Origin of the sequence: Kitasatospora griseola (assembly GCF_044999035.1) — a bacterium.
Taxonomy (GTDB): Bacteria; Actinomycetota; Actinomycetes; order Streptomycetales; family Streptomycetaceae; genus Kitasatospora; species Kitasatospora griseola.
In genome coordinates this window covers 695,584-713,425 of the sequence record NZ_CP173360.1, presented here as the reverse complement: position 1 = coordinate 713,425, position 17,842 = coordinate 695,584, and the positions used below count along the sequence as shown (strand labels likewise).

The following is a 17,842-nucleotide window of genomic DNA, read 5'->3' as shown; positions in this document are numbered from 1 at the left end:
GACAGACTGTCAACAAGGGTTTGGGGCAGATCAGAGGCCCCGCAGCACCCGCCGCCGCTCCCGTCACGTGCGCCCGTCCGACCCCACGGCCGTCCGGCGGCAACCCGCATGCGGCCCGGTACCGCCCCGCGCAGACTGGCCGCATGGATCCGGTCACCGCCCTGGAACGCATCGCCTTCCTGCTGGAGCGTGAACTCGCCTCCCCCTACCGGGTGAAGGCGTTCCGCACCGCCGCCGAAGCCGCCGCCGGGCTGCCCCCGGGGCCGGTCGACGTCGCCGCCGCGGAACGCCTGCCGGGCGTCGGCCCCGTCACCGCCCGGGTGATCGTCGACGCCACGGCGGGCCGCACCCCGCAGTACCTGCTGGAGACGGAGGCCCGGGCGGCCGCCGGGCCCGCGCCGTCCACCGCCGCGCTCCGGCTGCGCGAGCAGCTCCGCGGCGACTGCCACCTGCACTCGGACTGGTCCGACGGCGGGGCCCCGATCGAACTGATGGCCCGTACCGCCCGCGACCTCGGCCACTCGTGGGCCGCGCTCACCGACCACTCGCCGCGCCTGACGGTCGCCAACGGCCTGAGCGCCGAGCGGCTGCGCGACCAGCTCGACGTGATCGAGGACCTGAACGGCCGGCTCACCCCGTTCCGGCTGCTGTCCGGCATCGAGTGCGACATCCTCGACGACGGCTCGCTCGACCAGGACGAGGAACTGCTGGGCCGGCTGGACGTGGTGGTCGCCTCGGTGCACTCCAAGCTGCGGATGGACGGCGCCGCGATGACCCGCCGGATGCTGGCCGCGGTCCGCAACCCGCTGGTCGACGTGCTCGGCCACTGCACCGGGCGGCGGCTCGGCGACAAGCCGCGCCCGCAGTCCGAGTTCGACGCGGAGGCGGTGTTCACCGCCTGCCGGGAGCACGACACCGCCGTCGAGATCAACTGCCGCCCGGACCGCCAGGATCCGCCGGACGACCTGCTCGCCCTCGCCGTCGACCTCGGCTGCCTGTTCGCCGTGGACACCGACGCGCACGCCCCCGGCCAGCTCGACTGGCAGATCGCCGGCTGCGAACGGGCCGTCGCGCTGGGCCTGGACGCCGAGCGGATCATCAACGCCTGGTCGGTCGACCACCTGCTGGCCTGGACGGGGGCCCGCTGACCCGTGGTGGTGATCATTCTGTCGGACTGCGGCGCTACGCTGCCCGGATGACAGAGCTTCAGTTGCAGGGCGGGCAGGTCGGGCAGGGCGGGCAGGGCGGGCAGGTCGGGCAGGGCGGGCAGGGCGGGCAGGTCGGGCAGGCCGGACAGGGCGGGCAGGCCGGGCAGGGCGGGCAGGGCGAGCAGGTCGAGGCGGACGTCAGGATCCGGCCGTCGGCGTTCCACGCCGCGTCCGGTACGGAGGACTGGCGGGTCCTGGGCGAAGGGGCGTGCACGTTCTTCCGCACCGGCTCCTTCGCCGACGGCGCCCGGCTGGTGGCCGCGATCGCCACCGCCGTGGACGGTCTCGGCGCACCGGACGTGGACCTGCGGCCCGACGGCGTCACCGTCCGACTGATCAAGCCGGGCGAGGAGTTCTACGGCCTGACGGAGCGTCACGTCGAGCTAGCCCGGCGGATCTCCGCCGCCGCCCGCGAGTTCGGCGCGAGCGCCGACCCGCACGCCGTGCAGACCGTGCAGGTCACCGTGGACGCCCTGGAACGGCCCGCCGTGGTCGCCTTCTGGCGGGCCCTGCTCGGCTACCGCGACCGCGCCGGCAGCCCCGAGGACCTGCTCGACCCGGCCCGCCGCGGCGCGCCGTTCTACTTCCAGCAGATGGACGAGCCCCGGCCCCAGCGCAACCGCGTGCACGTGGACGTGTGGGTCCCGCACGACATCGCCGCGCAGCGGGTCGCCGCCGCCCTCGCCGCCGGCGGCCGCCTGGTCACGGACGCGGACGCCCCCGCCCTCTGGATCCTGGCCGACCCCGAGGGCAACGAGGCCTGCGTCGGAGCGGCCGGCGCGACCGGCTGACGCCGGGTCAGGTCGGGTGGCTGCCCGAGAGCCGGACGGCCTGCGGAAACCGCTCTCCGGCTCCTGTGGTGGCCACCTGGCGACGGACGATCCTGCCCTCCGAGACGAGCCTGCTCTCCGAGACGAGCCTGCTCTCCGAGACGAGCCTGCTCTCCGAGGGGCGTGCGCGTGTCAGGGGCGGCCGGAAAACGCCTTCCCGTCGCTGTGCGCACGAGTCGCCGAACCAACGGGAAGGCGCTTTCCGGCCGCCCGCCGACGACCCGTCAGGACGCCCGCACCAAGCGGTTGCGGAGGCTGTCCAGGGTCTCGTCCTTGAGGCCGAGCGCGGCGCGGGCGTAGCTCTCCGGGTCGCCCCAGTGGTCGGCGAGGGTGTCGAGGGCGGCGGCCAGGTACTCGGCGCGGACCGACAGGATCGCGTCGGCGATCTCCGGGTCGCCGCCACCGGAGAGGAAACGTTCCAGCATCGGCGCGTACCGGATGTGCACCGCCGGGTCCACGGACAGGTACTCGGTGCGGACGGTCTCCTCGTCCGCGCCGAGCAGCAGCAGGATCAGGCTGGCGCCCCAGCCGGTGCGGTCCTTGCCGGCGGTGCAGTGGAACAGCACCGGGCCGCCGCCCTGGTGGGCGAGCGCGGTGAGCAGCTGCTTGTAGGCCTGCCGGGCGGCCGTGGAGGTGACGAAGGCGCGGTAGTCCTCGCGGAGGGCGAGGGCCGCGCGGCCGCGGCCGAGGGTGCGGTTGGCGGTGGCGGGGTCGTCGAGTGCGGCGATCAGCGTGGCGGTGACGCTGTGGCCCGCCCGATCGGCGAGCACGTCGGCGACCAGCAGGTGTGCCCCGCGGGGCACCCGGTCCGGGTGGGCGGCGCGGTCGGGGCCGCTGCGCAGGTCGATGACGGTGCGCACGCCGAGCGCGTCGAACATCGGGTCCCCGGCCGCGTCGAGCCGGTCCAACTGGCCGGAACGCAACGCCAGTCCGGACCGGACCCGGGCGCCGCCGGGCAGGTCGATGCCGCCGAGATCGCGCAGGTTGGCGACGGTGGCGGAGTCAACGATGTGCGAGTGCTGCATGACGACCTCCCGTGCCGGCGGACTTGTGGTGGCGGCCGGGCCCGGCGGCACCGCGAGCGTCAACCCGAGGCCGGCCCCGTCAGCACGCTAGGCGCGCCCCGGGCGGGTCGCCCCCGGAGTACCCCCGGCCGGGCGGACACTGCATCGAGCGGCGGAGCGCACGCCCCGGCCGTGCGCCGTGCTGCGCGCGCCCCATTGATTTGACGGCGTGTCAGCGGGCAGGGTGGCAGCGTCGGCCCCGTCGGGGGTGGGCGACGCGCCAGGCGCGAGGAACGGGACGGGAGCCACGAATGGCAGCAAGGATCCTGATCATCACCGGTGACGCGGCCGAGTCGCTGGAGGTGTTCTACCCCTACCAGCGGCTGCTGGAGGAGGGGTACGAGGTGGACATCGCCGCGCCGACCAAGAAGACCCTGCAGTTCGTGGTGCACGACTTCGTCCCCGGGTTCGACACCTACACCGAGAAGGCCGGCTACACCTGGCCCGCCGACCTGGCGTTCGCGGACGTGGACCCGGCGCAGTACGTGGCGCTGGTGCTGCCCGGCGGCCGGGCGCCCGAATACCTGCGCAACGACCCCGAGGTGCAGCGGATCGTGTCGCACTTCGTGGCCGACGACAAGCCGCTCGCGCAGATCTGCCACGGGCCGCTGATCACCCTGCGGACCGGTTCGATGGCCGGCCGCCGCACGGCCGCGTACCCGGCGCTGGAGCCGGACGTGGCCGCCGGCGGGGCGGACTTCGTGGACGGGGACGCGGTGGTGGACGGCGCGGTGGTCTCCGCCCGTGCCTGGCCCGACCACCCGGGGTGGATGCGGGCGTTCGTGCAGCTGCTGCGCGAGAAGGCGCCGGTCGAGTAGCCCGCCGTCGCTGCGGGGTGTCGCTGCGGGGTGTCGCCTTGCCCGGGCGGCGCGGGCGGGCAAGCGTGGGCCCATGGCGACGCACCTCGACGACCAGGACCTGCTCGCGCTGCACGCCGGCGCCCTGGACCACTTCGGCCGGCTGGTCCGCGCCGTCCCCGACGACCGTTGGCAGGCCCGCACGCCGTGCACCGACTGGACGGTCCGCCAACTGGTCGGGCACCTGACCTACGAACAGCTGTGGGTGCCGGACCTGCTCGCCGGTGCGACGGTCGCCGAGGTCGGTGACCGCTACGACGGCGACGTGCTCGGCGACGACCCGGTGGCGGCCTGGACGGCCGCCGCCGACGCCGCCCGGGCCGCGTTCGCCGAGCCGGGCGCGCTGCGGCGGACCGTCCATCTCTCGTACGGGCGGCGGCGGGCGGCCGGGTACTGCCGGGAGATGACGGTGGACGCGATCGTGCACGGCTGGGACCTGGCCACGGGGATCGGTGCGGACGCTCGGATGGACCCGGCGGCGGCGAGCTTCGCGCTGGCCGAGATCGCCCCGCAGGCCGGTGCGTTGTCGGCCTCGGGCCTGTTCGCGGACGCGGTGCCGGTGCCGGCCGACGCCGATCCGCAGGACCGGCTGCTGGGCCTGGTGGGCCGCGACCCCGCGGACCCGTTCGGCGAGAACTGAGGAGACGTCAGGAGCGGGGGAGGGGAGGAGGTTCAGGGGGCCGGCGTCAGGGGCGGGGGCGGATGCCGTCCAGGGCGATGGCGAGGACCTTGGCGCGCTGCTCCTCGTCCGGGAAGGCGACGGAGGCGATGCCGGAGACCATCCGGAGCAGGTCGTCCATGTCCATGTCGGCGCGGACGGCGCCGTCCTGCTGGGCGCGTTCCAGCAGGGGAGTGCCGGCGTCGTACATGGAGCGGCGGCAGGCGAGGAAGACAGCGGTCTCCTCGCCCTGGAGGGCCTCGCGGATGGCGCGCTTGGTCATCGCGTAGTCGACGAAGCGGCGCAGCCACGCGGTCAGGGCGTCCCAGGAAGGCAGGTCGGCCAGCGCGGCCGCCACCCGGCCGAGGTCGTCGACCTCGTTGGCGTAGACCGCCTCGAAGAGGTGCCGGCGGGTCGGGAAGTTGCGGTAGAGGGTGCCGATGCCGACGCCGGCCCGGCGGGCGATGTCCTCCAGGGAGGCCTCGGCGCCGTGTTCGGCGAAGGCCTCGCGGGCGGCGGTGAGCAGCGCGTCGAAGTTGCGCGCGGCGTCGGCGCGGCGCGGGCGCTGGGCGGCGAGGAACTCGCCGACGGAGATCGGTTCGGACACGGGGACCTCGTTTCGACACATCCGAATTGAACCGGAGGCTCACCTCCGCTAATCTGGAGGCATGCCTCGACTTTAGCATCGGGGCCCGAACTTCGGCCTGCCCCACCATCGGCGGCGGGCCGCCCGTGTCACCCGCGCCGGCACCCCTGTCGTCAACCGGGGTTGACCGGACCTGCACCACTTCCGTCAATCGCGATTGACGGAAGCCGCCTCGTCGTCGTCAATTCCGTTTGACCGTACTGGCATTGGCCGTGCCGGTGACGGCCACGTCGGCATCGACCGTTCTGCACCACGGATCACTCCTTCTCCGTACCATCGCCCGTTCGGGCGCCTGCCTGCCATTGCACGCCGCTGCGGCGTTGTCTCCGTGCGCCGCGACCCGAGTCCCGAGAGGGTTCGATGAACCGCCAGTCCCACCGCCTCACCTTCGGCGTGCTCGCCGCCGGAGCGGGCGTGTTCGCGCTGCTCCAGTCGCTGATCACGCCGGCCCTGCCGATCGTCCAAGAGGCGATGCACACCTCGCAGTCCACCGTCACCTGGGTGATGACCGCCTACCTGCTGTCCGCTTCGGTGTTCACCCCGATCCTCGGCCGGGTCGGCGACCTGGTCGGCAAGAAGCGCACCCTGGTGGCCGCGCTGGTCGCCCTGCTGACCGGCTGCCTGGTCGCCGCGCTCGCCCCCAACATCGCGGTGCTGCTGGCCGCCCGGGTGCTCCAGGGCATCGCGGGCGCGCTGTTCCCGCTGTCCTTCGGCATCATCCGCGACGAGTTCCCGCCCGGGCGGGTCCCCACCGGCATCAGCAACCTGTCCGCGGTGATCGCCGTCGGCAGCGGCCTCGGCATGGTGCTGGCCGGCCCGATCGTCGGCGCGCTGGACTACCGCTGGCTGTTCTGGCTGCCCGTCATCGTGGTGGCCGGCACCGTGCTGCTCGCCTGGCGCTACGTCCCCGAGTCGCCGACCCGCAGCGAGGGCAGCGTCGACTGGATCTCCGCCCTGCTGCTCTCCGGCTGGCTGGTCGCCCTGCTGCTGCCGGTCAGTCAGGCCGCCCAGTGGGGCTGGGGATCGGCCCGGGTGCTCGGCCTGCTCGCCGCCGCCGTCGCACTGTTCGCGCTCTGGGCGTTCAACGAAGCCCGCTCCCGCAACCCGCTGATCGACCTGCGGGTGATGCGACTGCCCGCCGTGTGGACCACCAACACCGCCGCCCTGCTGTTCGGCGGCGGCATGTACGCCGTATGGGCGTTCCTTCCCGGATTCGTCCAGACCCCCGCCAGTGCGGGCTACGGCTTCGGCTCCACCGTCACCGGGGCCGGGCTGCTGATGCTGCCGATGGTCGGCGCGATGTTCGTCTCCGGCATCCTCGGCGGACGCCTGGCCGGTCGCTTCCCCGCCAAGGCGCAGCTGGTCACCGGCGCGCTGTTCGGCGCCGTCGCCTGCGCGCTGCTCGCCGCCCGGCACGGCACGCAGGCGGACGTCGCCGTCGCGTCCGGCGTGTTCGGCCTCGGCGTCGGCCTGGCGTTCGCCTCGATGAGCAACCTGATCGTGCAGAGCGTCTCGCCCGCCCAGACCGGCGCCGCCACCGGCATGAACGCCAACATCCGCACCATCGGCGGCTCGATGGGCGCCGCGCTGATGACCTGCCTGGTCACCGGCCAGCTGCAGCCCTCCGGCCGCCCGCTGGAGTCCGGCTACACCGACGGCTTCGCGCTGCTCGCGGCGTTCTGCCTGGCCGCGGCGTTCGCGGCGCTGCTGGTGCCCTCCCGTCGCGGCCGGCCGGTGGCCGCGCCGGTGGAGCCGGCGGCGCCCCAGCGGGACGCCGAAGTCGGCGCCGGCTGAGGCGAGTTGGGCGGACGCCCGCCGAACGCCCGGCGCCCCCGGACTCCGTGTCGGGGGCGACGGGCGTTCGGGCGCTGCGGCGGTGAACGGGGTCAGCAGTCCCGCAACTCGGGTGACTGGTTGAGAAGTTGGGCCCGCGGCGAGGTGAACCTCCGGTAGGCGTCCGTCTGTTCGGCGTTCGGGTGGAAGGCCGCCAGCCGGTGGCAGTTCTGGAAGGCCAGCTTCACCGAGAAGTGCCGCTCCAGCGCCCCGCGGATCGAGTCGCTGGCCAGCGCGCGCAGCAGCTGGGCCCGCTCGGCGTCCGTCGGGGCGACCGTGTTGTCCGCGAACTCGGCGTCCGTGGTGGCGAGTTCCGCCGTCAGGTCGTTGACCAGCCGGTACGCGTAGGGCAGCGAGGTGCGGACGGTGGCGAGGAAGTCGGCGTCGGCGACCTCGTCGCGTTCGGCCAGCGCCAGCAGGGAGGGGGAGACGTCCAGGGACATGGGGGTAGCGCCTTTCGGAGCGACTGGAAGTGGAAGTCGTTTTCAATAAGCGATCCTGGCAACCCCCTGACGCCCTGTCAATTACGCTCCCCCGTTCGGGGCAACGCGCCACGCCACGCCGGAACGCCGCCCCGATCCGCCCTGCTGGCGGCCCGCACCCCCGCTACCTACAGTGAGGCGCAGACGACCGCGAGGAGAGCCCCGATGGACGAGCAGAGCACGGGCGGCGCCGACCGCCGCATCCTGGACCGGATCAGCGACATGGTTGAGACGGAACGGAAGCTGCGCGCCGCCCTCCTGGAGGGCCGCATCGACCAGTCCACCGAACAGCGCGAACTCAAGGACCTCGAGGAACAGCTCGACCAGTGCTGGGACCTGCTGCGCCAGCGCCGCGCCCGCACCGACGCCGGCGAGGACCCGAACCAGGCCAGTGTGCGCAGCGTCGAGGAGGTCGAGCGCTACGAGTCCTAGGCTCGCGTCCGCGGAGTGGGTCGGTCGTTGTTCCGTTCGTGCTGCTTCGACCTGAACTGACGGACGAGTCACTGGCGTTGGCGATTCGTTGTCGGCGCCGGGCCGCTGCATTTGAGCCGGCGACGGCGCGTACGGGCTCCGCGGGCCCGTACGTCGGCGGCCGGGAGGGGGCGGGTCGTCGGGCGATCAGGACGGGACCGGGCCGCGCTCCTCGTACCACTGCCGGACGGACCGCACGATGTCCTGGCCGATCCGCTCCAGCAGCGCGGACGCGTCGTCCATCCGGGCGCCCGCGGGGGTGGCGGGCCCGAGCAGCTCGGCGCCGTGGCGGGTGATCCCGGCGAGCATCGCGTTGCGTTCGGCGCTGGCCAGCAGGGCGCGGTACCAGATGTCGGCGCCGATGACGTACCGCTCGCGGCGCTGCCGGTCGTCGCGCTCCCGATGGACCAGCGCCTGCCCCTCCAGGTAGCCGATCGCCTTGGAGACGGCGGCCGGGCTGACCTGCAGTCGCTGCACCAGGTCGCCGGAGGTCAGGCTGCCCTCGTCGGTGACGTAGAGGCAGCCGAGCACCCGGGCCGCCATCCGGGGCATGCCGACGTGCACCAGCAACTCGGCCAGCTGGTCGGCGAATTCGCCGACGGCGGCGGGGTCCCGGTCGCGGCTGACGGCGACCGGGTCCCGGTCGAGGCCGGCGCGGGCCGGGACGGTCCGGCGCGGGGCGGGCGCGGTACGGCTGCGACGGGAGCGCTGGGCGGTCGCGTGCTGGGCGCGCTCGGCCCGGTAGCCGGACGGGCCGCCGTTGCGGCCGATCTCGCGGGTGACGGTCGAGGTCGGCCGACCGAGGCCGCGGGCGATCTCGCCGTAGCCGAGCCCCTCGGCCAGGCCGGTGGCGATCTGGCGGCGGTCCTGCAGGGTCAGTCGGCCTCCGGGCATCCGTCCTCGTCCCCTCGTCCCCTCGTCTCATCGTTCTCTCGGGTTCCTTGCGCGGGTTCCTTGCGCGGGTTCCTTGCGCAGGTTCCTTGCGATGGTCAGGGGAGTATCCGCCCGATGCTCGCGTTGTTGCAATGGGAGTGTGGAGGTGTTGCATTCATGGGCAGTCCCATTGCAAGGAAATACGCCACCTGACCTGCGGAGATGTGAGCGTGCCGATGGAGTTTGTGTTGACGGCTTCGTCAACTGACGGGAGCGTTCTCTCCGTCAACGGGAAGCACCGTCGAGGGGGAACACGCCATGAGGACCACCACCCGCGCCACCGTCACCGCCCTGCTCGCCGGGGCCGTGCTCGCCGCCACCGTGACCACCGCCGCACCGGTGTTCGCCGAGCAGACCGGGCAGCGGGACCGTCACCCGGGTGTGCAGGCCGTGCTCGACCGGGGTGTGACGGCCGGTGGACTCCCCGGAGCCGTCGCCGAGGTGCGGGACGGGCGCCACCGTTGGTTCGGCGACGCGGGCGTCGCAGACATCGCCACCGGACGGCCCCGCCAGGAGCAGGACCGGTTCCGGATCGGCAGCACCACCAAGACCTTCGTCTCCACGGTCGTGCTCCAGCTCGCCGCCGAGGGCCGGCTGAGCCTGGACGACAGCATGGAGCACTGGCTGCCCGGCGTCCTCGACGCCCCCGGCTACCAGCCCGACCGGATCACCGTCCGGCAGTTGCTCAACCACACCAGCGGCGTCCCCAACTTCGCCACGGACGACGAGATCGGGAAGGAGTTCTGGCACGAGCCCTTCCTGCAGCACCGCTTCGACCACTTCACCCCCGAGCGGCTCGTCGGCATCGCCCGCGCCCACCGGCCCGACTTCGCCCCCGGCACCGGCTGGACGTACTCCGACACCAACTACGTCCTCGCCGGGATGATCGTCGAACGGGCCTCCGGCAGCACCCTGGCCCAGCAGATCCGACAGCGCATCACCGCCCCGCTGGGCCTCACCAGCACCTACGAGCCCGCCGCCGACGACGTCACCCTCCACGGGCCGCACGGGCGGGAGTACTCCCACCTCGGGTACACCGACCCGAACACCCCGGACTACGACGTGACCGAGCTGAGCCCGTCCTGGGGCTGGGCGTCCGGCGACATGATCTCCACCACCCGCGACCTCAACACCTTCTTCGCCGCCCTGCTGGCCGGACGACTGCTGCCGCCGGCCCAGCAGCAGGAGATGTTCACCATGGTCCGGACCCCGGCGGACAAGTGGATCAAGGACACCGCCTACGGCCTGGGCGTCAGTTCCGTCGATCTGCCCTGCACCACCGTCTGGGGCATGGGCGGCGCCATCAACGGCTCGTGGACCTACACCTACGGCAGCCGCGACGGCCGCCACCTGCTCTCCACCAACGTCAACGGAGACTGGCTGAACGGCGGCAACGGGCCGATCGACCTCTTCACCGCCGAGCTGAAGGCGGAGTTCTGCCCGGGTTCCTGACCCGTCGGCAGGCTCGGCAGGGACCTGTACCGGCGGCGCAACGTCGTCGATGTGCGGTTTCAGCCAGCTCAAACAGAACCGGGCCCTGGCCACCTACGACGACGAACGAGCTGTCCACCGTCACGCCATGGCCACCCTTGCCCGCCTCCGCCTCCGCCTCCACCTCCGGCTCCCACAGACCCCCGCTGGCTCGGGGAGGACGGACACTGCCAGGGCGGTGCTGCGGGGGCCGGACGGCCGCGCACTCCGCGTTCGTCCTGTCCGACGGACACCGGTGTGCCCGGTCCTGATGGTCGGCCGCGTCGCCGTACACGTGCGCGAGGCAATTGCGCGACACTGCAGGCGAGTTGAGGTCAACATGCACAGGCACGTACAACAACGACAACAGGGCGTCCGGGAACCATTCGGAATGGGATCGCACCCCGGAGCCACCTGGACGCACTGCTGTCACGCGTGGAAACCGCCGCAGTCACCCGGTCGAGACTCCCGTTCGATCGACAGCCTTCGAGATCGGTGCGGGCAGCAACCACTTACCTGTCGGGATGCTCAGGCAGGGCGAGCCAGTCCGACCAGGAGATCTCGTGGCCGAGGAAGCGCGGCTGCTCGAACGGCCAGTCGGCGGCGATCCACTGCGGCACCAGCGCGTCGAGGGCCTGCTCGACCTTGCTGCCCACCAGCTCGTCCACCACCCACCAGGAGATCTCGCCGTCCGCGCCGGCCCTCTCGGGTGGGTCGATGTAGACACAGCCGAGCAGGGCTGTCTCCGCCGAGTCGAACAGCGCGTAGTTGAAGGACTGGTGTGCGGCGATCTCCTTCTCGTGCCGCAACAGGTCGGCCTGGTCGGCCTCGTAGGTCATGGTGGCCGCGGGCCAGCCCCAGGCCGGGCCGAAGATGGTCCACAGCCGCTCGCGCGAACCCATCACAGCCGGATAGTCGAGCGGGGTGTCCGCCTCCCGGATCGGCCGCAGGTGATGGCCACCGCCCGGCAGCGGTACCAGGACGGGGTGGACGAAGTCATCAGGAAGCCAGCTCATGGCGCCCGACCGTAGCAGCGCGAGGCCGTCCGCCCCCTGGATTTTCCCCGTACACCGCCAGGCCTGCTCACACGCCGGGCAGGTGTGGGGCTGTCAGGACAGCACCGCATCCTGCACAGGTGAAGATCGTCATGCGGCTGTTCCAGCCGCGCGAGTCCCCTCGTGCATCTGGTTTCGAGGGCAAGCCGTTGAGTGCGGGACCGCCGGAGCGTCGCCCCGCACCCCTCAACCGGGCGGGCGGCAACGTGCTTCGCCAGGTTCCGGAACGGGACATGCCGGAAGGGGTGGCGTCGGGTTCGAGCTGTGCCCTTCCGGGGGTATGTGTCAGTCGGCGAGTGGATCGTCTTCTCCGGTCAACTCGTCCAGGAGTCGGCATACTTGGCCGTCGAGATCGGGTCGGGCCGGGCTGCGGCAGCCGGCGGGTCGGGACGGGGCAGTGGAGTTCCGAGGCGCTTGTCGGCCGCTCCGATCGCGACAACCTCATTTTGGGGGTAGGAGAGATGGACAGAGCACCACATGAGGTCAGACTCGACCTCAGTGACCCGAGAGGCCCTGAAGCCGCCGACCGGGCAATGGAGTTCCTGGTGGAGGAGGTCCGCCAGTTGCGCGTTCTGCGCCTTGCCCACGCTCCGGGAGGGTCGGCGCCGACGGGCACCAGGGCCGGTGAGACGGTCGTCTACAGTTCCCTGCTGCTCAGCCTGGCCGGAACGCCCGCGCTGCGAGCGCTCATCCTGCTGGCGCAGGACTGGCTGGCCCGTCGCAACAGCGGCACGATCCACATCAAGGTCGGCGACAACGTACTTGAGATCACCGCCGGAAAGCCGCGACAGACGGCGGCTGCCATCGAAGCGTTCACCAGCCTCGTGGCAACGGCTGCGCAGGAGCAGGACGATGAGTAAGCGCGCCCTCATCATCGCCAACCAGTCCCACGACGACCGCAACTTCGCCGAACTCCCGGGCGCGGCCGCCGATGCGAGGGAGCTCAGCGCGGTGCTCCGGGACTCCGAGATCGGTGGGTTCTCCGTCACCGTGCTGCGGGACGCGACCGCCACCGAGTGGAAGCGTTCGATCCAGAAGTTCTTCCAACAGGCGGAGCACGACGACGTCCTGCTCCTCCACCTGTCCTGCCACGGGCAGAAGGACAGCCGGAACCGTCTCCACTTCATCGCCCGCGACAGCGATGCGGACCTGGTCGAGGCGACGTCGGTCAGCGCCGAATTCCTTGCCGACTGCATGGAGAGCAGTTCCAGCCGCAGCATCGTCCTCCTCCTGGACTGCTGCTACAGCGGTGCCTTCAACCGGGCCATGCGCGCACGCGGCGAGGCGATGGACGTCAATGTGAGCGAGACGTTCGAGGGCAGCGGACGTGTCGTCATCACCTCCTCCACCGCGCTCCAGTACGCCTTCGAACGGGACTTGATGGGGAGCCGGCAGGCGGGCACCCCCTCCCTGTTCACGGCCGCCATCGTCCACGGTCTGCGCACCGGCGAAGCCGACCTGGACCAGGACGGCCATGTGACGGTCGACGACCTGTACGGGTTCATCAGCAACCGGGTGCGCGAGCAGGAAGCCCCACAGACGCCGACGCTCAGTGTCATCTCGGTCGACGGCCCGATCCGCCTGGCCCGCAACCCGAACCGGGTCGACATGATCGCCCGCGGCGGCTCCGAAGGGCGGCCGGTCGCCAACGAACTGGCCACCGAACTCGCCCAGCGGCTCAAGGCGCGGGAGAAGGAGGTCAACCACTACCGGAAGGCCCACCGCGGCGCGATCCGGGAACTCGCCAGGATCACCCTGTGGTTGCTGTTCGTCTGCGCTTCGGCCGCAGGGCTGTGGACGGCCACCTGGTGGGCCCATGACTTCGTCCTGCCCACGCAGCCGGGGCAGAAGATCCTGGCCCTGTTGCTGCTCGGCGCGGTCCACGGGTTCGTCGGAACCATCCTCACCGTTCTCGGCTTCCTGCCGGTGGTGGGCCTGGGCATCGGGGTGATTTCCTGGCTCAACGCCAAGGAACCGTTCGACAACTACTCCGGCGCCGGGCGGGTGGCCGCCGGTGCGATTGTCGGAATCGCCATCCTCCTGGGGATCGCCGGAGCGGCGATCGACTTCATCTGGGTACCCTCGCGCGGCTTCCTCGCAGCAGTGTGGGTGGCCCACAAGGTCGGCCTGCACGTGACCGCGCCCTCCGGCTGGCACGCGGTCCTCACCTCGCTGTCCGCCATCGCTGGAGCGCTTGTCGTCGCCGCCCTCGGATTCGGCAGCGCGATGGCCTCCGACGAGGACGAAGACCGGCCGCGGAACGAAAGCCTGACCTTCAACAGCTTCTGACCCCCCACGGGTGGCCCCCGCACACCCGCGGCGGCCACCCGCTCCCACCTCCGACGACTACCGGCCGGACCCGGAGGTTGCCACTGGTGGCACCGGGAGGACCGGGAGGCCGTTCGCCGCGCCGTCTTCGCGCCACCGACGAGGTGCGGCCCACCGGGGCGCTGTGCCGGACTCCGTGCCGGATGTCATGCCGAAACAGTCCGGGCCGTCCGGCCTGTTGCCCGACAGCGAGGTGCAGTCGAACGACCCGGTGCGATCGAGGTGCAGTCGAACGACCCGGTGCGATCGCGGTGCCGGCGATGGGACAGACTGTGGCGATGAGTACCGATCACAGCCCGGTGGGGCTGGTTTTCTCCTCGTCCGCCATCGACGAGCCGGTTGCCGCCGACCGCCTCCCGCGCCTGCCGTCCGTGGAGCGCTCGCCGTTCCTGGAGCCGGAAACCGCCCCGGCCTCGGCCACGACCGTCTCGCCAGGTGGTCGTCGAGACCCGCTCGGCCGCCCGCGCCCGTCTTCGCAGATGCCAGCGCTGTATGACACTGAGTGATTGGTCGAAAGCGCCCGTCGGCGGTCTGACATGATCGCGCGGTGAGTGTTGCGACGGTGCGGGCGGCGGAGGTCGTCGAGTCACATGTCCGAAAGTTCTTCGACGGGCATCTTGTGGAGGTCGTCGAGTACGACATCGGGCCGGGGCGGCGAGAGGTGCTGGCCGACCTACGAGTTCTCGTCGTGGGTCCCGGCCCGCGCAGCGATTGCTGGGCCTATGTGACGGCCGGTTGCTGGTCTGCGGAGGAGCGGGACGGCCACGGACTTGAGTTCGTCATGACCGCCCATGTCCGTGACCAGCGGTTCGTCGAACTCGTGGCGATGATCGCGTACTACCACCGCGGAGGGCATCGGCTCGACCTGGAGCACAGCATGCCGATCGGTGAACCGTGGGTGCCGGGTTCGGTCTGCGACCACCTGCTGATCAGCTTGCCCTATCTCCACGGGCCCGAGCTTGAGCGCTGCGCGTTGCCCGCTGGACACGCCCGCATCCTGTGGGCTTTGCCAGTGACGGCAACCGAGAACGAGTTCCGTCGGCGTCATGGCCACGAGGCGCTGGAGCAACTCTTCGACGAGGCCGAGATGGTTCCCACCGACCCCTTCAGGGCCTCGGTCGTGTGAGTTCTCGTCTGGCAGCCCACGGGTCATGGGACTCGATCCCGGCTGATGCATCGGCTGAAGGTTCCACCGGCTTCGGTGACGAGCCGGGTGGCTGTTCTGCCGTGACAGCCGAGGGCCTTGGCGATGACGGGGGCTGGGGCTTGAAGGACGAGATGTCGGGGTGTGGACGGCCACCACTCGCCCGACCAAGCTCGGCCGGCCCTTCACCCGCTGGTCGATCCGCAAACTGCTCGCCTTCCTGCGCCGGGTCCACGGTCGGGTGATCCGGATCGGCCGGGAGGCCCTGCGCTGCCTGCTGGCCCGACGCGGCGTCACCTTCCAGCGCGCCAAGACGTGGAAGGAGTCCACCGATCCCGACTGCGACGCCAAGCTCGACCGGATCGAACACGTCCGGGACCGCTTCCCCGACCGCACGTTCGCGTTCGACGAGTTCGGGCCGCTCGGCATCCGCCCCACTGCGGGCAGCTGCTGGGCCGAACAGGGACGGCCGGACCGGCTGCCGGCGACCTGCAAGCGGACCCATGGCGTGACCCACTTCCACGGCTGCTACTCGGTCGGCGACGACACGCTCTGGGGTGTGAACAGGTGCCACAGGGCACCACGAACACGCCGGCCGCCCTCAGGTCGATCCGGGCCACCCGCCCGGACGGCGCCCCGGTCCACGTGATCCTCGACAGCCTCTCCGCCCACAACGGCAAGAAGATCCGGCGCTGGGCGAAGAACAACAACGTCCACCTGTGCTTCACCCCCACCAACACCTCCTGGGCGAACCCGATCGAGGCACATTTCGGACCGTTGCGGCAGTTCACGCTCGCCAACTCCAACCACCCGAACCACCCGGTCCAGACCCGCAAATTGCACCGCTTCCTGCGCTGGCGCAACGCCAACGCCCGCCACGCCGATGTCCCGGCCGCCCAACGACGTGAGCGCGCCAGAATTCGCAGCGAGAAAGGCATCCGGTGGGGCGGCAGACCCGCCCTCGCAATGTGATCAAGCAACCTGGCGAACGCCTCGGTCACAGAACTAGGCTGAACACGGGCCGCAGCCGGTGCGGTTTCGGGTACACGGGAGCGGTGGCAGTTGTTCGACGTGCAGGTCGTTCCGGACAGGATCAAGGTCGACTCCCGCGATCCCCTCTTCGTCGACGGCCCGGCCTGGCTGACGCTGGGCAGCCAGGAGTTCCCGTTCCCAGGGTGGACGGATGCGGTTCTCTCCGTGCTCGGCTCGATGGGGGCCGCGGTGGCAGGGGCGCTCGACGGTGAAGTCCATGATTTCTACTTCTTCGAGGGTTCGTACTTCGTCAAACAGATCCCGCTGCCGGACGCCCCCGGGACGCCGCGCCGGGTCAGGGTTGCCGCAGTGAATGACGGCAACGCCGGGGCCGCCGACGACGAGGGCATGCCGGAAGGCGAGGTGGTGGCCGAAGTCGTGGTGCCGCTGCGCGAGGTGGCCGAACGCCACAGCGCCGCAAAGGCGTTGATCCGCGCGTGGGCCGAGGCACACGGCGAGATCGAGGTCGCGGGGGTTCTGTCCCGGGGATACCAGTACGACGCATCGGACCCGCGTTTCACCCACTGACCGGACGAGCAGCGGAAGCCGCTCGCGGGCCGACCGAGTCCAGCACTGCTTCTGACCCCCTCGGACGGACTGCCTTGGGGCATCCAGCCCGATTCACCGGTACCACCTCGGTAAACCTATGCGGTCACAGCACTTGTTGAAGTGCTCAGCCGAGTACAGATGAACGTGCTCAGCGAGATGGGCGCTTGATACTGAACTTGATTGGGTGATGTCGGTCAGCCGTCCATGATCAGGCCGGTGCCGACGAGGCAGCCGTCGACGAGGTCGGGGTGGTGCTGGATCTGTTTGAGCCGGTGCTTCACGGCTCGGGTGATCTGGCCGAGGTCGGCGGCGGCGAGGTTGCCGATGTCGCGTTTGACCAGCGACCAGATGCCCTCCTGTGGGTTGAGGTCCGGCGCGTAGGTGGGCAGCTGGAACACGGTGAGCCAGTCGGAGTTCGCGGCGATGAACTCCCGCAGCGGCTTGGTCAGGTGGAGGCGGACGTTGTCCCAGACCAGTACGATCGGGCCGCCGAGCTGGATCCGGGCGCGGACGATCAGGTCCCGGAAGTCGCGCCAGCCGAAGCCCTTCGGCTCGTCCTTGCGGCCCCGGTACTCGCGAATGCGGTAGATCAGCCGGGACCGTTCGCCGGGTTTGTAGCAGGTCATGCCCGCCATCGACACCCGGCCGGAACCCCGCCCCCGGACTCGAACGACGGGGGTCCGGCCGATCCGGCCCCATGTCCTGGCGCGCGGCGGCGTCATCGACTGCCCTGCTTCGTCCTCGAAGACGATCCAGGCTCCGAGGGCCGCCGCACAGCTTTTACCCGCGGCCAGGTCTCCTTCTTCCACACCTCGACCGCCGCGTCGTCGCGCTCGATCGCCCGGCGGGCGGGCTGCTGCCACGACCAGCCGTGCCGCTTGAGTAACTGCCACGTGCCCTCGACCGTGTAGGAAACGTGGAACAGTCGGCCGATCAGCGTCTTGATCCGCGCGAGCGTCCACCGCTGATCCGCCCAGCCGTGGGCGAGCGGGCCACGCTCCAACTCCCTCTCCAGCCTGGCAATCTGGTCCGGGCCGAGTCTCGGGCGGCCTGGTGAGCCCTTCGACTGGAGGCCGGCCTCGCCCCGCTCGCGCCAGGACCGGCGCCACCGCTCGACCGACCGCTCGCTCACCCGCAGCGCGACAGCGATCTCCCGGTTCTTCTGCCCGCCCTCGAAGCGTTCCACGGCCTGCAGCCGGATCCGCTCCCGCGCGGCCCTCTCGGCGTCGGTCAGCCCGCCGCCCTGCGCGTACCTCACGAACCCAGAGCTACCGGAGCCCAC

Annotated in this window: 19 protein-coding genes and 1 pseudogene; 13 read left to right on the top strand and 7 right to left on the bottom strand. The window is 71.4% G+C overall.

The features are described from left to right. Positions 1-143 precede the first annotated feature (143 nt). Both ACI1MP_RS03560 and ACI1MP_RS03555 read left to right on the top strand, forming a co-directional pair. Positions 144-1,148: a PHP domain-containing protein gene (locus ACI1MP_RS03560; RefSeq protein ID WP_404867688.1), complete on the top strand. Its 1,005-nt coding sequence runs from the start codon at positions 144-146 to the stop codon at positions 1,146-1,148. Positions 1,149-1,195: 47 nt separating this feature from the next. After that, on the top strand, positions 1,196-1,999 hold the full coding sequence (locus ACI1MP_RS03555; RefSeq protein ID WP_404867687.1) for a VOC family protein: 804 nt from the start codon (positions 1,196-1,198) through the stop codon (positions 1,997-1,999). Between the two features lie 263 nt (positions 2,000-2,262). Here the strand turns inward: ACI1MP_RS03555 and ACI1MP_RS03550 are convergent, their stop codons facing one another. Next, on the bottom strand, positions 2,263-3,063 hold the full coding sequence (locus tag ACI1MP_RS03550; RefSeq protein ID WP_404867686.1) for a tyrosine-protein phosphatase: 801 nt from the start codon (positions 3,061-3,063) through the stop codon (positions 2,263-2,265). Between the two features lie 290 nt (positions 3,064-3,353). On the opposite strand from ACI1MP_RS03550, the gene ACI1MP_RS03545 reads away from it, so the two are divergent. Both ACI1MP_RS03545 and ACI1MP_RS03540 read left to right on the top strand, forming a co-directional pair. Beyond that, positions 3,354-3,920, top strand: a complete 567-nt coding sequence (locus ACI1MP_RS03545) for a DJ-1/PfpI family protein (protein ID WP_100584554.1) — start codon at positions 3,354-3,356, stop codon at positions 3,918-3,920. A 73-nt stretch (positions 3,921-3,993) separates the two neighbouring features. Next, the gene (locus tag ACI1MP_RS03540; protein WP_380332008.1) at positions 3,994-4,599 is read left to right on the top strand and encodes a TIGR03086 family metal-binding protein; all 606 of its coding nucleotides are present in this window, start codon (positions 3,994-3,996) and stop codon (positions 4,597-4,599) included. A gap of 46 nt (positions 4,600-4,645) precedes the next feature. On the opposite strand, the gene ACI1MP_RS03535 is transcribed toward ACI1MP_RS03540, so the two are convergent. Then, the gene (locus tag ACI1MP_RS03535; RefSeq protein ID WP_380332005.1) at positions 4,646-5,224 is read right to left on the bottom strand and encodes a TetR/AcrR family transcriptional regulator; all 579 of its coding nucleotides are present in this window, start codon (positions 5,222-5,224) and stop codon (positions 4,646-4,648) included. Positions 5,225-5,623: 399 nt separating this feature from the next. Here ACI1MP_RS03535 and ACI1MP_RS03530 point away from each other — a divergent pair, with 399 nt between their 5' ends. Beyond that, positions 5,624-7,057, top strand: coding sequence for an MFS transporter (locus tag ACI1MP_RS03530; protein WP_380332002.1), 1,434 nt, complete (start codon positions 5,624-5,626; stop codon positions 7,055-7,057). 92 nt (positions 7,058-7,149) lie between these two features. Here ACI1MP_RS03530 and ACI1MP_RS03525 read toward each other — a convergent pair whose 3' ends face one another. Further along, complete coding sequence (locus ACI1MP_RS03525; RefSeq protein ID WP_380331999.1) at positions 7,150-7,539, bottom strand: SCO5389 family protein; 390 nt, start codon at positions 7,537-7,539, stop codon at positions 7,150-7,152. A 204-nt stretch (positions 7,540-7,743) separates the two neighbouring features. On the opposite strand from ACI1MP_RS03525, the gene ACI1MP_RS03520 reads away from it, so the two are divergent. Next, positions 7,744-8,010, top strand: a complete 267-nt coding sequence (locus ACI1MP_RS03520) for a DUF2630 family protein (RefSeq protein WP_100584550.1) — start codon at positions 7,744-7,746, stop codon at positions 8,008-8,010. Positions 8,011-8,196: 186 nt separating this feature from the next. On the opposite strand, the gene ACI1MP_RS03515 is transcribed toward ACI1MP_RS03520, so the two are convergent. Then, complete coding sequence (locus ACI1MP_RS03515; RefSeq protein ID WP_404867685.1) at positions 8,197-8,943, bottom strand: helix-turn-helix domain-containing protein; 747 nt, start codon at positions 8,941-8,943, stop codon at positions 8,197-8,199. Positions 8,944-9,240: 297 nt separating this feature from the next. On the opposite strand from ACI1MP_RS03515, the gene ACI1MP_RS03510 reads away from it, so the two are divergent. After that, the gene (locus ACI1MP_RS03510) at positions 9,241-10,434 is read left to right on the top strand and encodes a serine hydrolase domain-containing protein (protein ID WP_380331992.1); all 1,194 of its coding nucleotides are present in this window, start codon (positions 9,241-9,243) and stop codon (positions 10,432-10,434) included. A 530-nt stretch (positions 10,435-10,964) separates the two neighbouring features. Here the strand turns inward: ACI1MP_RS03510 and ACI1MP_RS03505 are convergent. Then, positions 10,965-11,468: an N-acetyltransferase gene (locus ACI1MP_RS03505; protein ID WP_380331989.1), complete on the bottom strand. Its 504-nt coding sequence runs from the start codon at positions 11,466-11,468 to the stop codon at positions 10,965-10,967. Positions 11,469-12,052: 584 nt separating this feature from the next. Here ACI1MP_RS03505 and ACI1MP_RS03500 point away from each other — a divergent pair. The 6 genes and pseudogenes from ACI1MP_RS03500 to ACI1MP_RS03475 all read left to right on the top strand — a co-directional run bounded on the left by ACI1MP_RS03500 (position 12,053) and on the right by ACI1MP_RS03475 (position 16,539). Beyond that, a complete protein-coding gene (locus ACI1MP_RS03500; protein WP_157815379.1) occupies positions 12,053-12,367 on the top strand; it encodes a hypothetical protein in 315 nt (104 codons plus the stop codon). Then, the gene (locus ACI1MP_RS03495) at positions 12,360-13,796 is read left to right on the top strand and encodes a caspase domain-containing protein (RefSeq protein ID WP_404867684.1); all 1,437 of its coding nucleotides are present in this window, start codon (positions 12,360-12,362) and stop codon (positions 13,794-13,796) included. The genes ACI1MP_RS03500 and ACI1MP_RS03495 overlap by 8 nt, the downstream gene beginning before the upstream one ends. 317 nt (positions 13,797-14,113) lie before the next feature. Next, complete coding sequence (locus ACI1MP_RS03490) at positions 14,114-14,341, top strand: hypothetical protein (RefSeq protein ID WP_380331982.1); 228 nt, start codon at positions 14,114-14,116, stop codon at positions 14,339-14,341. A gap of 41 nt (positions 14,342-14,382) precedes the next feature. After that, positions 14,383-14,961 (top strand): suppressor of fused domain protein, encoded by a 579-nt coding sequence (locus ACI1MP_RS03485; RefSeq protein ID WP_404867683.1) that lies wholly within the window; start codon positions 14,383-14,385, stop codon positions 14,959-14,961. 160 nt (positions 14,962-15,121) lie between these two features. Beyond that, positions 15,122-15,951 (top strand): annotated as a pseudogene (locus ACI1MP_RS03480) (IS630 family transposase); the annotation flags it as partial. Between the two features lie 90 nt (positions 15,952-16,041). Then, positions 16,042-16,539, top strand: a complete 498-nt coding sequence (locus ACI1MP_RS03475; RefSeq protein ID WP_404867682.1) for a hypothetical protein — start codon at positions 16,042-16,044, stop codon at positions 16,537-16,539. 215 nt (positions 16,540-16,754) lie between these two features. Here the strand turns inward: ACI1MP_RS03475 and ACI1MP_RS03470 are convergent, their stop codons facing one another. Both ACI1MP_RS03470 and ACI1MP_RS03465 read right to left on the bottom strand, forming a co-directional pair. Next, positions 16,755-17,282 carry a transposase gene (locus ACI1MP_RS03470; RefSeq protein WP_404867266.1) on the bottom strand — a complete coding sequence of 176 codons (528 nt, stop codon included), beginning with the start codon at positions 17,280-17,282 and terminating at the stop codon, positions 16,755-16,757. Beyond that, positions 17,279-17,818 carry a winged helix-turn-helix domain-containing protein gene (locus ACI1MP_RS03465; protein WP_404867265.1) on the bottom strand — a complete coding sequence of 180 codons (540 nt, stop codon included), beginning with the start codon at positions 17,816-17,818 and terminating at the stop codon, positions 17,279-17,281. The genes ACI1MP_RS03470 and ACI1MP_RS03465 overlap by 4 nt, the downstream gene beginning before the upstream one ends. Positions 17,819-17,842 lie beyond the last annotated feature (24 nt).

Coding starts and splice junctions, on each gene's coding strand:
- ACI1MP_RS03560 (WP_404867688.1), top strand. CDS start 144: ATGGATCCGGTCACCGCCCTGGAACGCATCGCCTTCCTGCTGGAGCGT.
- ACI1MP_RS03555 (WP_404867687.1), top strand. CDS start 1,196: ATGACAGAGCTTCAGTTGCAGGGCGGGCAGGTCGGGCAGGGCGGGCAG.
- ACI1MP_RS03550 (WP_404867686.1), bottom strand. CDS start 3,063: ATGCAGCACTCGCACATCGTTGACTCCGCCACCGTCGCCAACCTGCGC.
- ACI1MP_RS03545 (WP_100584554.1), top strand. CDS start 3,354: ATGGCAGCAAGGATCCTGATCATCACCGGTGACGCGGCCGAGTCGCTG.
- ACI1MP_RS03540 (WP_380332008.1), top strand. CDS start 3,994: ATGGCGACGCACCTCGACGACCAGGACCTGCTCGCGCTGCACGCCGGC.
- ACI1MP_RS03530 (WP_380332002.1), top strand. CDS start 5,624: ATGAACCGCCAGTCCCACCGCCTCACCTTCGGCGTGCTCGCCGCCGGA.
- ACI1MP_RS03525 (WP_380331999.1), bottom strand. CDS start 7,539: ATGTCCCTGGACGTCTCCCCCTCCCTGCTGGCGCTGGCCGAACGCGAC.
- ACI1MP_RS03520 (WP_100584550.1), top strand. CDS start 7,744: ATGGACGAGCAGAGCACGGGCGGCGCCGACCGCCGCATCCTGGACCGG.
- ACI1MP_RS03515 (WP_404867685.1), bottom strand. CDS start 8,943: ATGCCCGGAGGCCGACTGACCCTGCAGGACCGCCGCCAGATCGCCACC.
- ACI1MP_RS03510 (WP_380331992.1), top strand. CDS start 9,241: ATGAGGACCACCACCCGCGCCACCGTCACCGCCCTGCTCGCCGGGGCC.
- ACI1MP_RS03505 (WP_380331989.1), bottom strand. CDS start 11,468: ATGAGCTGGCTTCCTGATGACTTCGTCCACCCCGTCCTGGTACCGCTG.
- ACI1MP_RS03495 (WP_404867684.1), top strand. CDS start 12,360: ATGAGTAAGCGCGCCCTCATCATCGCCAACCAGTCCCACGACGACCGC.
- ACI1MP_RS03490 (WP_380331982.1), top strand. CDS start 14,114: ATGAGTACCGATCACAGCCCGGTGGGGCTGGTTTTCTCCTCGTCCGCC.
- ACI1MP_RS03470 (WP_404867266.1), bottom strand. CDS start 17,282: ATGACGCCGCCGCGCGCCAGGACATGGGGCCGGATCGGCCGGACCCCC.